Genomic DNA, 13166 nt, shown 5'->3' with positions numbered 1-13166 from the left:
TGGCGGCGGCCCTGTTTGTTGTTCACTGCGTCGGGAATTTGATTGTGCCGCTGCCGCAAGGGGTAAACGTTGACGAAACGCAAAGCCGTTTCGTTTCGTGAAACGCGCTATAATGTAGGGTTGCCGACCACTGGATTCACCCGTGACATATAGCATCAAGGAAATTTTCTACACCCTGCAGGGCGAAGGCGCCCATGCCGGGCGGCCCGCCGTATTCTGCCGTTTTTCCGGCTGCAACCTGTGGACGGGCCGCGAGCAGGACCGCGCCAGCGCCGTTTGCCAGTTCTGCGATACCGACTTTGTGGGCACCGATGGCGAGCGCGGTGGCAAATTTGCCACGCCGCAGGCGCTGGCGCAGGAAATCGACAGCCTGTGGCCGCCCGGCCATGGGCACAAGTACGTGGTGTTTACTGGCGGCGAACCGTTGCTGCAGCTTGATGCGCCGCTGATCGATGCGATGCATGCGGCGGGCTTTACCATCGCCATCGAGACCAACGGCACCGTCGAAGTGCCGGCCGGCGTGGACTGGATCTGCGTCAGTCCGAAGATGGGCTCGAAGCTGGTGGTTAGCAAAGGCAATGAAATCAAGGTCGTGATCCCGCAGAAGGACCAGGACCTGGCCGCCTATGAAGGCCTGGATTTCGAGAATTTCTTCGTGCAGCCGATGGATGGCCCGCTGGCGGCCTTCAATACCGCGCTGGCGATCGAGACCTGCAAGCGCAATCCGAAGTGGAAACTGAGCCTGCAAACCCATAAACTGTTGAACATCCCTTAAGCAATGCTGACTATCACCCGCAAGCTGGAATTCGATGCTGGCCATCGCATCCCGGACCACAAGAGCCAGTGCCGCAACCTGCACGGCCACCGCTATACCCTGGAAATCACCCTGACCGGCAAGGTGATCGACGCCGAAGGCAATTCCGATAACGGCATGATCATGGACTTCTCCGACGTCAAGACGATCGCCAAGGAACACCTGGTCGATGTGTGGGACCACGCCTTCCTGGTGTACGAGAAGGATGCCGCGGTGAAGGATTTCCTGTCCTCGCTGCCCAACCACAAGACCGTGGTGATCGACCGTATCCCGACGGTGGAAAACCTGGCTGCGGTGGCCTGGGACATCCTGAAGGCCGCCTTCAAGGACCGCTACGGCACCGGCCTGCACCTGCACAAGCTGGTGCTGCATGAAACCCCTAACTGCTGGGCTGAAATTGTCGAATGAGCTGTACATGCGCGAGGCGCTGCTGGAAGCGCGTCGCGCCTGGGCGGAAGGCGAGGTGCCGGTAGGCGCTGTCGTGGTCAAGGATGGAGTGGTGATCGGGCGCGGCTATAACCAGCCGATCGGCCGCCACGACCCGAGCGCCCATGCAGAAATCATGGCGATGCGCGCGGCTGCCGAAGCACTGGGCAACTATCGGCTGCCCGGCTGCGAACTGTATGTGACGCTGGAGCCTTGCGTGATGTGCTCCGGCGCCATGATGCATGCGCGCCTGTCGCGCATCGTCTATGGCGCCACCGATCCCAAGACCGGCGCCTGTGGCTCGGTTGTCAACGTTTTCGAGAGCGAACAGCTGAATCACCATGCCGAGGTGGAGGGCGGCATGCTGGCGGAGGATTGTGGCCAGGTGCTGAAAGATTTCTTTGCCGAACGGCGCGCCGTGCGCAAAAACAACGTCACCTGAGCGCGCGCCACACGCCGCTGCTGCGGTGCTATGCTGAGCCATGGCCAGCGTTGATATAAACGGTATTACGATTACCTACGAGTCGAGCGGCGACCCGGCCGGGCCGGCTGTGCTGTTGAACATGGGGCTCGCGCTGCAACTGATTTCCTGGCCCGGTGAATTCGTCGAAGGGCTGGTGCAGCGCGGCTTCCACGTGATCCGCTACGACAACCGCGATGCCGGCCTGTCTTCCCACTTTGACCATCTGGGGGCGCCCAACCTCTGGCTGGCCTACCTGCGCCACCTCTTCGGCTGGCGCCAGCGCGCACCCTATACCCTGAACGACATGGCCGGCGATGCGGTGGGGCTGCTCGATGCACTGGGCGTCGCGGCCGCGCATGTTGTCGGGGTGTCGATGGGCGGCATGGTGTCGCAGATCATGGCGGCGCGCTATCCGGCGCGCACGCTGAGCCTGACCTCCATCATGTCGAGCAGCGGCCGCCCCGGCTTGCCGGGCCCGACGCCGGCGGCCCGGCGCATCCTGCTGCGGCGCACGCCAAGCGCCCACCACCGGGCGCGCGTGGTGGAGCAGATGGTCGATACCTTCCGCACCATCGGCAGTCCGGCGTTTCCCATGCCGGAAGGCCTGCTGCGCCAGATGGCCGGCGAGGCGGTGGCGCGCAATGTGAGCGGCGGCGGGGTGGCGCGGCAATTGGTGGCGATTGCCGCCTCCGGCGACCGCAGCGCGCTGCTGCGCAAGATCCGCTGCCCGGCGCTGGTGATCCACGGCGACGCCGACCCGCTGGTGCCATGCGCCTGCGGCATCGACACGGCGCGCCAGATTCCGGGCGCGCGGCTGGAACTGATCGAAGGCATGGGGCACGACATGCCGCCGGCCGTGGTTGGCAGGCTGCTAACCTTGCTCGATCAACACCTGCGGAGTAATATGGCCGGGTGAAAAATATCGGAATTGCCATCGCCGCACCCGGCGGCTACGCCCTCGATGACGCCGCGCTGGCACGCGGCATCGCCCGCCTTGAAGCGCAGGGCTGCATCGTCCACAACTATTACGACGCCGAGCGCAAATTCCAGCGTTTTGCCGGCACCGACGACGGCCGCCTGGCGCAGCTCAATGCCGCTGCGGCGGATCCGGATTGCCAGGTCGTGATCATGCTGCGCGGCCAATACGGCATCAGCCGCATCTTGCCGCGCATCGATTTCCGCAAGATGGCCGACTGTGGCAAGCTGTTTAGCGGCTACAGCGATCTCACGGCCTTCCATATGGGTTTGTACCAGGCCACCGGCCGGATCAGTTTTGCCGGGCCGATGATGTGCGATGACTTCATCCGCGAAGAGCCTGTCGAATACACGCTGCGGCAGTTCTGGGACTGCCTGCGGGGGCCGACCCACCAGGTGCGCGGCACGGCAGCCGGCAATCCACAGGTCGACGTGCAGGGCACGCTGTGGGGCGGCAACCTGGCCATGGTCAACCATCTGGTCGGCACGCCATTCTGGCCGCAGATCGAGGGCGGCATCCTGTTCCTGGAAGATATCGCCGAACATCCGTATCGCGTAGAGCGCATGCTGCTGCAGTTGCATTACGCGGGCGTGCTGGAGCGCCAGAAGGCGATCGTGCTGGGCGACTTTTCCGGGTACAAGTTGGGCGCACACGATAATGGCTATGATTTCGAAGCGATGCTGGCCTTCATTCGTGGCCTGCTGCCGATACCGGTGCTGACCGGGCTGCCGTTTGGTCATGTGAAGGAGCGCTGCACCTTGCCGTTTGGTGCGCAAGCTCGCCTTGTAAGCGATATCGAAGGCTTCGACCTGACTGTAAGCGGATATCCCACCCTGCCATGAACGGTGCGGAAAGCTACTACCGAGCCACAGCGCCCGGAGAATGCTACGCCCCCTTGTCCGGCAGCCATCGGGCGCGCGTCTGCATTATCGGCGCGGGCTTCGCGGGCCTGGCCACTGCAATGTCGCTGGTGGAGCATGGCGAGCGCGATGTCGCGCTGCTGGAGGCCGAATCCGTCGGTCACGGTGCGTCCGGCCGCAACGGCGGTTTTGTATTTGGCGGCTATTCGCTCGACGAGCAAGCCTTGCTCGCGACGGTCGGCGCGGAGCAGGGCAGGCGGCTTTACCAGCTAACGCTTGGCGCCGTCGACCAGATCCGGCGCCGAATCACGCGATACGGGATTGAATGCGATGCGACGCACGGCGGCATCTATCTTGCGAACTGGTTCGACGACCCGCGCGTGCTGGACGAACGCCAGCGCTTCATGCAGGAACATCTTGGTGTGGAATGGCAGCGCATCGCGCGCGCCGATTTTGCCGAGCGTGCCCGCAGCGAACGCTATTTCGGCGCCCTGTACGAAGAAAATGCCTTCCATTTCCATCCTTTGAAGTATGCGCAGGGCCTGGCAAGGGCGCTGCATGCTGGCGGTGTTCGCCTGCATGAAGGCAGCCGCGCGACCACAATTGAAGCACGCAGCAACGGTGGCTGGCGCGTCGCCACCGATGCCGGCGAAGTGCTGGCCGATGAGGTGGTTGTCTGTTGCGGTGGTTATATCGAACGCCTTTATCCGGCGCTGGCCGGCGCGATCCTGCCAATTGCGACATATGTCATGGTGACAGAGCCGTTGGGCGCGCGCATGCCGCAAGCGCTTGCCACCGACGCTGCCATCTACGATACGCGTTTCGCCTTCGATTACTACCGTCCATTGCGCGACAGCCGCATGCTGTGGGGCGGGCGGATTTCGGTGCGCTCGCGCAGCCCGGAGGATGTGGCGCGCTTGCTGTACGCCGACATGCTGAAGGTCTATCCGCAACTGGAAGGTGCCAGGGTCGAATACGCCTGGAGCGGATTGATGAGCTATGGCCGCCACAAAATGCCGCAGCTTGGCAAACTGCCCAATGGGGTCTGGTATGGCATGGGGTTCGGTGGCCATGGCGTCGGCCCGACTTCGCTGGCCGGCGACGTGCTGTCGGCCGCCTTGATGGGCGAACTCAGTAAGGTCGAACAGTTTGCGACATGGGGGCTGCCGACTACTGGCGGTCCGGCCGGCCTGCTCGCTGCACAGTTGACGTATTGGTACTACGAACTGCGGGACTGGATGCGGCAATAGAGGGGTGGTCGCGATTTTCAGGAAAAGTCTGGAATGGTCTGGATCGAACTTTTTTGGTCTGGATTGAACTTTTTTGGTCTGGTTTGGGTCGAAATCGGCATGTCCTTTTCAAAGAACTGGAGATTGCCATGCATCCGATCTTGTTCAGCCTGCCCGCGTCTTTGGAAACGTACCAGGGCCTGGGGAATTTTATGTACAACCACGGAATCAAACAGGAAATGTTTGAGTTGGTCGATATCGCGATCAATGAATGGATGGCGAAATTCCAGGACCAGCAAAACCGGCGTTCAGCATCAACCCTTGATGGGTACCAATGGAGATGTTTGTTTTTGCCAAGTGGCACGACGTTGCGTACCGTCTATAAGCGCACGAACTACCTGGCTCATGTGGAGGGCAGCGAGGTGCTGTACGAAGGCCAAGGCGTCTCACCTGGTCAGTTTGTGAATCAGGTCGCCAGGTGCGAGCGCAATGCCTGGCGTATCCTGTGGTTACGTTTTCCCAATGAAGACGAATGGCAACCCGCAATGGCGCTACGCAATAAAATGATGGAATTCCAGACCAAACCAGACCGCGCCAGACCAAAAAAGACCGTTTAGGACCGCACAGGACTTTTCCCGAAATCGACAACGGCCTCGTATTGCTGCTGTTGGTTGACGGCGCTCTGCCGTAAAAGCGTCATGATCTGTGATCAATAAGGCAACTTTCTGATGCATTCAATCATGGCCGCTCCTATGCGCCCCTGTGGTCGACGGGGTATAATGCCCGATTCGCTTTTTCTCACCATTTTCCCAGCATGCTTTCTACCGCAAACATCACCATGCAGTTCGGCGCCAAGCCGCTGTTCGAGAACATCTCCGTCAAGTTTGGCGACGGTAACCGCTACGGCCTGATCGGAGCGAACGGCTGCGGCAAGTCGACCTTCATGAAAATCCTGGGCGGCGACCTGGAACCGTCTGCCGGCAACGTCAGCCTGGACGCCAACGAGCGCCTCGGTAAGCTGCGCCAGGACCAGTTTGCCTACGAAGAAATGCGCGTGCTGGACGTGGTCATGATGGGCCACACCGAGATGTGGGAAGCGATGACCAAGCGCGACGCCATCTACGCCAACCCGGAAGCCACCGACGACGACTACATGGAAGCGGCCGAACTGGAAGGCAAGGTCGCCGAATATGACGGCTACACCGCCGAAGCGCGCGCCGGCGAGCTGCTGATGGGCGCCGGCATCGACATCAGCCTGCACCAGGGCCCGATGAGCGCCGTGGCGCCGGGCTGGAAGCTGCGCGTGCTGCTCGCGCAGGCCCTGTTCTCCAATCCGCACATCCTGCTGCTGGACGAACCGACCAACAACCTGGACATCAACACCATCCGCTGGCTGGAAGACACCCTGAACCAGCGCGATTCGACGATGATCATCATTTCCCACGATCGTCACTTCCTGAACCAGGTCTGCACCCACGTCGCCGACATGGACTACGGCACCCTGAAGATCTATCCGGGCAACTACGACGAATACATGCTGGCCTCGACCCAGGCCCGCAACCAGCAGTTGGCCAACAACGCCAAGGCGAAAGAGAAGGTCGCCGAACTGCAGGACTTCGTGCGCCGCTTCTCGGCCAACAAGTCCAAGGCCCGCCAGGCTACTTCGCGCGCCAAGATGATCGACAAGATCAAGATCGAGGACATCAAGCCATCGTCGCGTGCCTATCCGTTCGTGCGCTTCGACGGCGAGAAAAAGCTGCACCGCCTGGCCGTGGAAACCCAGGGCATCTCGAAGACCTACGACCGCACCCTGTTCAAGAACGTCGACCTGATGATCGAAGCGGGCGAGCGCATTGCCATCATTGGCGCCAACGGCGCCGGCAAGACCACCATGCTGCGCTGCATCGGCGGCAAGGACATCACGGGCCTGGACAGCGATACCGGCCTTGTGAAGTGGGCGGAAAACGCCAACGTCGGCTACATGCCGCAGGATCCGACCGAGGAATTCGCTGCGGACATCAACCTGACCGACTGGATGGGCCAGTGGACCAAGGAAGGCGACGACGACCAGGCGGTGCGCTCCTCGCTGGGCCGCCTGCTGTTTGGCGGCGACGAAGTCAAGAAATCGGTCAAGGTCCTGTCGGGTGGCGAAAAAGGTCGTATGATGTATGGCAAGCTGATGCTGGGCCGTCACAATGTCCTGCTGCTGGACGAGCCGACCAACCACATGGACATGGAATCGATTGAGTCGCTCAACATCGCCCTGGAAAAGTACGCCGGCACCCTGATCTTCGTGTCGCATGACCGCGAGTTCGTTTCCTCGCTGGCCACCCGCATCATCGAGATCAAGGAAAACGAAGTCGTGGACTTCCGCGGCGGCTATGAGGAATATCTGAAGAGCCAAGGCATCGAGTAATGATTGAAACTCCGATCAAGACTGTCGAATTCGAGAAGCCGGTCGAAGGCGGCAGCTGCGTGGCCCACGCGTGGGCCCGCACCCCGGCACCCGTGCCGGCCAATGAAAAGATCCTGCTGAAGGAACGCATCAAGACCCTGCTGCGCGAGCGCAACGCCGTGCTGGTGGCCCACTACTACGTGGACGCCGACCTGCAGGACCTGGCCGAGGAAACCGGCGGCTGCGTCTCCGATTCGCTGGAAATGGCGCGCTTCGGGCGCGACCATCCGGCCAAGACCCTGGTGGTGGCCGGCGTCAAGTTCATGGGCGAGACCTCCAAGATCCTGAGTCCGGAGAAAACCGTGCTGATGCCGGACCTGGACGCCACCTGTTCGCTGGACCTGGGCTGCCCGCCGGAAGACTTCATCGCCTTCTGCGACCAGCATCCGGACCGCACCGTGGTGGTGTACGCCAACACCAGTGCCGCGGTGAAGGCGCGCGCAGACTGGATGGTCACGTCCTCGATCGGCCTGGACATCGTCAAGCACCTGCACGAGCAGGGCAAGAAGATCCTGTGGGCGCCGGACAAGCACCTTGGTTCCTACATCCAGAAGCAGACTGGCGCCGACATGCTGCTGTGGCAGGGCTCCTGCCTGGTGCACGACGAATTCAAAGGCGTGGAGCTGGACCTGCTGAAGGCCGAGCACCCGAACGCCAAAGTGCTGGTGCACCCGGAGTCGCCGGCCGGCGTGGTTGAGCAAGCCGACGTGGTGGGCTCGACTTCGCAACTGATCGCCGCTGCTGTCAGCCTGCCGAACACCGAATTCATCGTCGCGACCGACAACGGTATCCTGCACAAGATGCGCATGGCTGCACCGGGCAAGACCTTCATCGAAGCGCCTACCGCCGGCAACAGCGCGACCTGCAAGAGCTGTGCGCACTGCCCATGGATGGCGATGAACGGCCTGCGCAACCTGGCCGACGTGCTGGAGAACATGAATAACGAGATCCACGTCGATCCCGAAGTGGGCAAGCTGGCGCAGCGCTCGATCAACCGCATGCTCGATTTCGCCGCCGCCAAGAAAGCCAAGATTGCCCCCGGCGCCGACCTGGCGAAAGAAGCGCAACTGTTCCAAGGCATCGGTCCCGCATGAGTACCCTGAAAAATAGATTCGCACCGTTTGACGATGCGTTGGCGGGCGCGTACGAGCGCAACCTGCTGGCGGCACTGATGGAAGATATCGGCACCGGTGACCTGACCGGCAAGCTGGTGCCCGAAGACGGCCGCGCCACCGCGCGCGTGATCGTGCGGGAAGAGGCGGTCCTGTGCGGCGCGCCCTGGTTCGAAGGCGTGATGGAAGCGCTGGATCCGTCCATCGGCATCGACTGGCATTACGCTGAAGGCGACCTGATGGCCGCCGACACGCCTGTCTGCACCATCGTCGGCCCGGCCCGCGCCATCCTGACTGCCGAGCGCTCGGCGCTGAATTTCATGCAGCTGATGTCCGGCGTTGCCACTGCGACCCGTCGCTATGTCGACGTGATCGCAGGCACCACCGCGGCCATCCTCGATACCCGCAAGACGATTCCGGGCATGCGCCTGGCGCAGAAATACGCGGTGCGCGTGGGCGGCGGCCAGAACCAGCGCCTGGCGTTGTACGACGGTATCCTGATCAAGGAGAACCATATCGCGGCGGCAGGCGGCATCACGGCTGCACTGGCGGCGGCCAAGCGCCTGGACGCGAAAGTCAGCATCCAGGTTGAAGTGGAAACGCTGGAGCAACTGGAAGAAGCCTTGTCTGCCGGCGCGGTCTCCATCTTGCTCGACAACTTCAACCTCGACATGATGCGCGCAGCCGTGCAACTGAACGGCGGGCGGGCGCTGCTGGAAGCTTCGGGCGGCGTCAATTTCGACACGGTGCGCGCCATTGCCGAAACCGGCGTACACCGCATTTCCATCGGCGCCTTGACGAAAGACATCAAGGCCACCGATTACTCGCTGCGTATCATCGGCTGAACCTGCAGGGTCAAGGGATAGCGGGCGATGATGCCGCGCTCGCCTTCCCAGTCGCGCCAGTGTTTCAGGCAGATGTCGTGCCGGCCCACGCGGTCGGCGCGTGCGCGGAACTCGTGGATGCCGGCAGCGCCGGGCACGCCGGCCGGACCGCTGCCGCCATCCTCCCACGCCAGTCCGCCGGCCTGTTCGACGGCCCAGCGGTATCCCGTGCTTGGGTTTTCCTTCAGGCGCACGATCAGCAGCTCACCCTCGGCGAGGTCGACGCTGCTGCCAGCTTGCGACTCATCCACCTGCATCCCGGCCTCCCGTTTACCAGACGTACATTTCGTGAATCATGCCATCGGCTTCGTCGCGGTAGTTGACCTGGCGCTCGCGGTCGCGCGCATGGGCAGACAGCATGGCCAGGCCGGTGGTCGCCGTTTCGCTTGCGTTGGACAGCTTCTTCCAGCCGATGCCGGACACGCCAACCCAGGCGTTGCGGTCTTCGGCGATGGTCCACAGTGCGGTGAAGCGTTTGTCATTTTGCCACGCCGTCACCGCGCCCACAGCGGTGCCGGCAGCCTGGGCCGGCAGGGCAGGAGAGCTCTGCCGTGCCAACAGTTCGAGGCCGATAGTGGGCACGGGCGGGCTTTGCAGGAGCAGCGCCGTCGCGCCATCGCCGTCGGGTAGCACGGTTGCCGGGCTCATGCTTGGTGCGTCGTACTCCACGACGCCGGATGCCTGGGCGCCGCCAGGTGTCATTGTCGGTTGTGATTCAGTCATGATGTTCTCCGAAATTACTGCGGTTCAGAATACATAGGCTTGCTTGATCACGTTGTCCACTTCGTAGAAGTTGACAGCGCGGCCTGATGCCTTGGCTGCAATCAGGTCGGTCAGCATGTCGTAGAAAATGGCATCGGTTTCATTGGAAATCTTGCGCCATCCGAGTCCCTGGAAATAGGCCCAGGCATTGCGCTGCTGGTCGATGGCCCACAGGCCCGTGACGCGCGCATTGTTCTGCCAGCCGGTGTTTTGAATGGCGTCCACGCCGTGGTTGCGCCAGCTGTCTATGGCGCACTCGCCGTAGGCAATATTGAAGAAGCCGGCATCGCCCCAGGCATTGCCCCAGCTGTTCTTGCAGATCCAATAGCCTGGATTGTCGTTATAGCCGACGATGGAAACGCAATGGCCGCCGGCCTGGCCCCCCGTCACGTGACGGTAGATGCCGCTCTTGTAGCTGAAGAAGTCGTTGTAGACCACGAAGCAGGCGCTGACCGGGCCCTTGGTGGCGATCCACTCTTTCATCTGTGCCGGGTTGTTGGTCAACGCCGTATAGCCGGTAATGCGCGTCAGCCGCTCGGCCGCATTGCTGCACAGGTTGCCTTCACGGTGATTCAGGTCATAGGGGTAGCAGGCTTCGTCGACCACGCCTTGCTTGAAGGCGTCAAACGCGTACTCCGGCCACCAGCCGGTATCGCAGTTGTAGCCCGCCGCCTTGGCATACACGAAGAACAGGTGCGCTTCGCTCAGGTTGATGCTCAGCGCAGGGTTGTTGCGCTGGACCCGCAGGCGTCCTTCCACGGTTGCGATGGTGCCGAATGCCACGCAGGAGCCGCAATTGCCCTGGTCGGTGACATCGGTGACGAAGTTCTTCCCGCCCACATTGCGCAGATCGTAGGCGCTTGGCGCGGCAATGTTCTCGGATGCGCGGGCGCGCAATGCTTCCCGGTTCTGCTGGCTGCGTGCCGCAACCTGGTCGATCGATGCTTCGCCGGGCGGCGGCTTGACGCCCAGGCGCAGTTGCTGCTCGTCGGGCAGCAGTACGGACATGGTGGTCACTCCAGCCTCCCAAGGATCGCCTTCTTTTGCGAGTGCATCCTTGATCTGCTGGAGGGAAATGGTTTCAATAGTCATGGCCTTCTCCTGATGAAGCTGATGGGATTTCCTGCTTGCTCTACCCTGTGAATACGGGGCCATGGGAGCAGCTTGAGTATAGGAGGCGGTCGATATTTCAAGTCCCTTGAATGCGCGGGGTTTGAGGTATCTCAAAGCTCCCGCGCCTTGTGCGGTCGACGCCGCAATGAAAAAGGCCGCCCGAAAGCGGCCTCGGCTGAACGCGCTGGCGGCTCAGTCTTGTGCGTAGATGTTGTTGTCCTTGGTCTCACGGATGAACAGGGCGCCAATCACCAGGGTGGCCAGTGCGATCACGATCGGATACCACAGGCCGTAGTAGATATCGCCCTTGAACGCCACCAGTGCGAAAGCAGTGGTTGGCAGCAGGCCGCCGAACCAGCCGTTGCCGATATGGTATGGCAGCGACATCGAGGTATAGCGGATGCGGGTTGGGAACAGTTCCACCAGCATGGCTGCGATCGGGCCGTACACCATGGTCACGTAAATCACCAGCACCCACAGGATCAGCACCATCATCGGCTTGTTGATCTGCGCCGGGTCGGCCTTGGCAGGATAGCCTGCCGCCTTCACGGTTTCAGCCACGGACTTTTTCAGCTCGCCTTCCTTTTTCTTCGAATCGGCATCGAAGTTGAGGCCGTCTGCGGTCATGGTCGCGTTGAAGGACTGGACCTCCTTGTCGCCAACCTTGATCACGGCCACGCTGCCGGCAGGCGCATCCTGGCGGGTGTAGGCGACGGAAGCTTTCGACAGCATCGAGGTGGCGATGTCGCAGGACGACGGGAATTTCTTCTCGCCGGTCGCGTTGAACTGGAAGTGGCACGATGCAGGATCAGCCACCACGACCACCGGCGAATTCTTGATCGCCGATTCCAGCTGCGGGTTGCCGTAGTGGGTCAGTGCGCCGAACAGCGGGAAGTAGGTTGCTGCTGCAATCAGGCAGCCGCCCAGGATGATCCACTTGCGGCCGATCCTGTCGGACAGGCTGCCGAAGAAGATGAAGAACGGCGTTGCCAGGATCAGCGCAATGGCGATCAGGATGTTGGCAGTCGCGATATCCATCTTGAGCGTCTGGATCATGAAGAACAGCGCGTAGAACTGGCCGGTGTACCACACTACCGCCTGGCCCATGGTCAGGCCGAGCAGCGCCAGGATCACGATCTTCAGGTTCTTCCACTGGCCGAAGGCTTCGCTCAGCGGCGCCTTCGAGGTCTTGCCTTCAGCCTTCATCTTGGCGAAAGCAGGGGACTCGTTCATCGACAGGCGGATCCAGACCGAGATGCCCAGCAGTGCCACGGACACCAGGAACGGAATGCGCCAGCCCCAGGATTCAAACTCTTCCAGCGGCATCGAATTGCGGCAGGCCAGGATCACCAGCAGCGACAGGAAGAAGCCCAGCGTTGCGGTGGTCTGGATCCAGGCCGTGAACAGGCCGCGTTTGCCGTGCGGCGCATGTTCCGCGACATAGGTTGCCGCGCCGCCGTACTCGCCGCCCAGCGCCAGGCCTTGCAGCAGGCGCAGTGCGACCAGGATGATGGGCGCCGCGATGCCGATGCTGGCGTAGTTCGGCAGCAGGCCCACGATGAAGGTGGACAGGCCCATGATCAGGATGGTCACCAGGAAGGTGTATTTACGGCCGATCATGTCGCCCAGGCGGCCGAACACGATGGCGCCGAACGGGCGCACGATGAAGCCGGCAGCGAAGGCCAGCAGGGCGAAAATGAAGGAGGTGGTCGGGTCGCCGACGAAGAACTGCTTGGCGATGATCGATGCCAGCGAACCGTAAAGGTAAAAGTCGTACCATTCGAACACGGTACCGAGCGAAGAGGCGAAGATGACCTTCTTCTCTTCCTTGGTCATCGGCGCGGCCTTGCCGCCGCCCATGCTCCGCCCGTCGGCGGTGCCAGAACTAATTGCCATGATGCTTGTCTCCAGATTAATAGTTAGTGTTCCAAATGCTTCAACGGCAGGATGGAGTCTGGACCAGTATTCTTACAGCATTCTTTCTTGAAACTTACACAAAACTTACAACAGCGCTAATTTAGCGAACGACCGTGCTAAACCTGTGCTATGCTGGTTCGAAACATTCATCCAGA

Annotated in this window: 14 protein-coding genes; 10 read left to right on the top strand and 4 right to left on the bottom strand. The window is 61.7% G+C overall.

All coding sequences use genetic code 11. From position 1 onward, the window contains the following. Positions 1–142 precede the first annotated feature (142 nt). From queE to nadC, 10 genes are all read left to right on the top strand, one after another. Positions 143–775, top strand: a complete 633-nt coding sequence (gene queE, locus ACN9MW_RS17430; protein WP_426161702.1) for a 7-carboxy-7-deazaguanine synthase — start codon at positions 143–145, stop codon at positions 773–775. Positions 776–778: 3 nt separating this feature from the next. Then, positions 779–1222 carry a 6-carboxytetrahydropterin synthase QueD gene (gene queD / locus ACN9MW_RS17425; protein ID WP_130312395.1) on the top strand — a complete coding sequence of 148 codons (444 nt, stop codon included), beginning with the start codon at positions 779–781 and terminating at the stop codon, positions 1220–1222. Then, a complete protein-coding gene (tadA, locus tag ACN9MW_RS17420; protein ID WP_426161701.1) occupies positions 1185–1682 on the top strand; it encodes a tRNA adenosine(34) deaminase TadA in 498 nt (165 codons plus the stop codon). Before queD ends, tadA begins: the two co-directional genes overlap by 38 nt. A 40-nt stretch (positions 1683–1722) precedes the next feature. Continuing rightward, positions 1723–2619 carry an alpha/beta fold hydrolase gene (locus ACN9MW_RS17415; protein ID WP_426161700.1) on the top strand — a complete coding sequence of 299 codons (897 nt, stop codon included), beginning with the start codon at positions 1723–1725 and terminating at the stop codon, positions 2617–2619. Continuing rightward, positions 2616–3521, top strand: coding sequence for a muramoyltetrapeptide carboxypeptidase (gene ldcA, locus ACN9MW_RS17410; protein ID WP_426161699.1), 906 nt, complete (start codon positions 2616–2618; stop codon positions 3519–3521). The genes ACN9MW_RS17415 and ldcA overlap by 4 nt, the downstream gene beginning before the upstream one ends. Continuing rightward, positions 3518–4789 (top strand): NAD(P)/FAD-dependent oxidoreductase, encoded by a 1272-nt coding sequence (locus ACN9MW_RS17405; RefSeq protein ID WP_426161698.1) that lies wholly within the window; start codon positions 3518–3520, stop codon positions 4787–4789. Before ldcA ends, ACN9MW_RS17405 begins: the two co-directional genes overlap by 4 nt. A gap of 128 nt (positions 4790–4917) precedes the next feature. Further along, the gene (locus ACN9MW_RS17400) at positions 4918–5385 is read left to right on the top strand and encodes a hypothetical protein (protein ID WP_426161697.1); all 468 of its coding nucleotides are present in this window, start codon (positions 4918–4920) and stop codon (positions 5383–5385) included. Between the two features lie 197 nt (positions 5386–5582). Then, the gene (locus tag ACN9MW_RS17395; protein ID WP_426161696.1) at positions 5583–7184 is read left to right on the top strand and encodes an ABC-F family ATPase; all 1602 of its coding nucleotides are present in this window, start codon (positions 5583–5585) and stop codon (positions 7182–7184) included. Then, the gene (nadA, locus tag ACN9MW_RS17390; RefSeq protein WP_426161695.1) at positions 7184–8317 is read left to right on the top strand and encodes a quinolinate synthase NadA; all 1134 of its coding nucleotides are present in this window, start codon (positions 7184–7186) and stop codon (positions 8315–8317) included. The genes ACN9MW_RS17395 and nadA overlap by 1 nt, the downstream gene beginning before the upstream one ends. Then, a complete protein-coding gene (gene nadC, locus ACN9MW_RS17385; RefSeq protein WP_426161694.1) occupies positions 8314–9180 on the top strand; it encodes a carboxylating nicotinate-nucleotide diphosphorylase in 867 nt (288 codons plus the stop codon). Before nadA ends, nadC begins: the two co-directional genes overlap by 4 nt. Here the strand turns inward: nadC and ACN9MW_RS17380 are convergent. The 4 genes from ACN9MW_RS17380 to ACN9MW_RS17365 all read right to left on the bottom strand — a co-directional run bounded on the left by ACN9MW_RS17380 (position 9156) and on the right by ACN9MW_RS17365 (position 12990). Continuing rightward, positions 9156–9476: a protease inhibitor I42 family protein gene (locus ACN9MW_RS17380; RefSeq protein ID WP_426161693.1), complete on the bottom strand. Its 321-nt coding sequence runs from the start codon at positions 9474–9476 to the stop codon at positions 9156–9158. The two genes, nadC and ACN9MW_RS17380, sit on opposite strands and share 25 nt — an antisense overlap. A 13-nt stretch (positions 9477–9489) precedes the next feature. After that, positions 9490–9942: a hypothetical protein gene (locus ACN9MW_RS17375; protein ID WP_426161692.1), complete on the bottom strand. Its 453-nt coding sequence runs from the start codon at positions 9940–9942 to the stop codon at positions 9490–9492. Positions 9943–9966: 24 nt separating this feature from the next. Next, a complete protein-coding gene (locus ACN9MW_RS17370; RefSeq protein WP_426161691.1) occupies positions 9967–11073 on the bottom strand; it encodes a C1 family peptidase in 1107 nt (368 codons plus the stop codon). A 213-nt stretch (positions 11074–11286) separates the two neighbouring features. Further along, positions 11287–12990 carry an MFS transporter gene (locus ACN9MW_RS17365; protein ID WP_426161690.1) on the bottom strand — a complete coding sequence of 568 codons (1704 nt, stop codon included), beginning with the start codon at positions 12988–12990 and terminating at the stop codon, positions 11287–11289. Positions 12991–13166: the final 176 nt, after the last annotated feature.

Origin of the sequence: Pseudoduganella sp. R-34, from assembly GCF_049904655.1 — a bacterium.
Lineage (GTDB): Bacteria > Pseudomonadota > Gammaproteobacteria > Burkholderiales > Burkholderiaceae_D > Rugamonas.
Note: the sequence above shows the minus strand (reverse complement) of the source record. Positions and strands in the feature narration are given on the sequence as shown.

What these genes read in the sequence shown, in the direction of transcription:
- queD (WP_130312395.1), top strand. Translation starts at nt 779, where the DNA reads ATGCTGACTATCACCCGCAAGCTGGAATTCGATGCTGGCCATCGCATC.
- tadA (WP_426161701.1), top strand. Translation starts at nt 1,185, where the DNA reads ATGAAACCCCTAACTGCTGGGCTGAAATTGTCGAATGAGCTGTACATG.
- ACN9MW_RS17415 (WP_426161700.1), top strand. Translation starts at nt 1,723, where the DNA reads ATGGCCAGCGTTGATATAAACGGTATTACGATTACCTACGAGTCGAGC.
- ACN9MW_RS17405 (WP_426161698.1), top strand. Translation starts at nt 3,518, where the DNA reads ATGAACGGTGCGGAAAGCTACTACCGAGCCACAGCGCCCGGAGAATGC.
- ACN9MW_RS17400 (WP_426161697.1), top strand. Translation starts at nt 4,918, where the DNA reads ATGCATCCGATCTTGTTCAGCCTGCCCGCGTCTTTGGAAACGTACCAG.
- ACN9MW_RS17395 (WP_426161696.1), top strand. Translation starts at nt 5,583, where the DNA reads ATGCTTTCTACCGCAAACATCACCATGCAGTTCGGCGCCAAGCCGCTG.
- nadA (WP_426161695.1), top strand. Translation starts at nt 7,184, where the DNA reads ATGATTGAAACTCCGATCAAGACTGTCGAATTCGAGAAGCCGGTCGAA.
- nadC (WP_426161694.1), top strand. Translation starts at nt 8,314, where the DNA reads ATGAGTACCCTGAAAAATAGATTCGCACCGTTTGACGATGCGTTGGCG.
- ACN9MW_RS17380 (WP_426161693.1), bottom strand. Translation starts at nt 9,476, where the DNA reads ATGCAGGTGGATGAGTCGCAAGCTGGCAGCAGCGTCGACCTCGCCGAG.
- ACN9MW_RS17375 (WP_426161692.1), bottom strand. Translation starts at nt 9,942, where the DNA reads ATGACTGAATCACAACCGACAATGACACCTGGCGGCGCCCAGGCATCC.
- ACN9MW_RS17370 (WP_426161691.1), bottom strand. Translation starts at nt 11,073, where the DNA reads ATGACTATTGAAACCATTTCCCTCCAGCAGATCAAGGATGCACTCGCA.
- ACN9MW_RS17365 (WP_426161690.1), bottom strand. Translation starts at nt 12,990, where the DNA reads ATGGCAATTAGTTCTGGCACCGCCGACGGGCGGAGCATGGGCGGCGGC.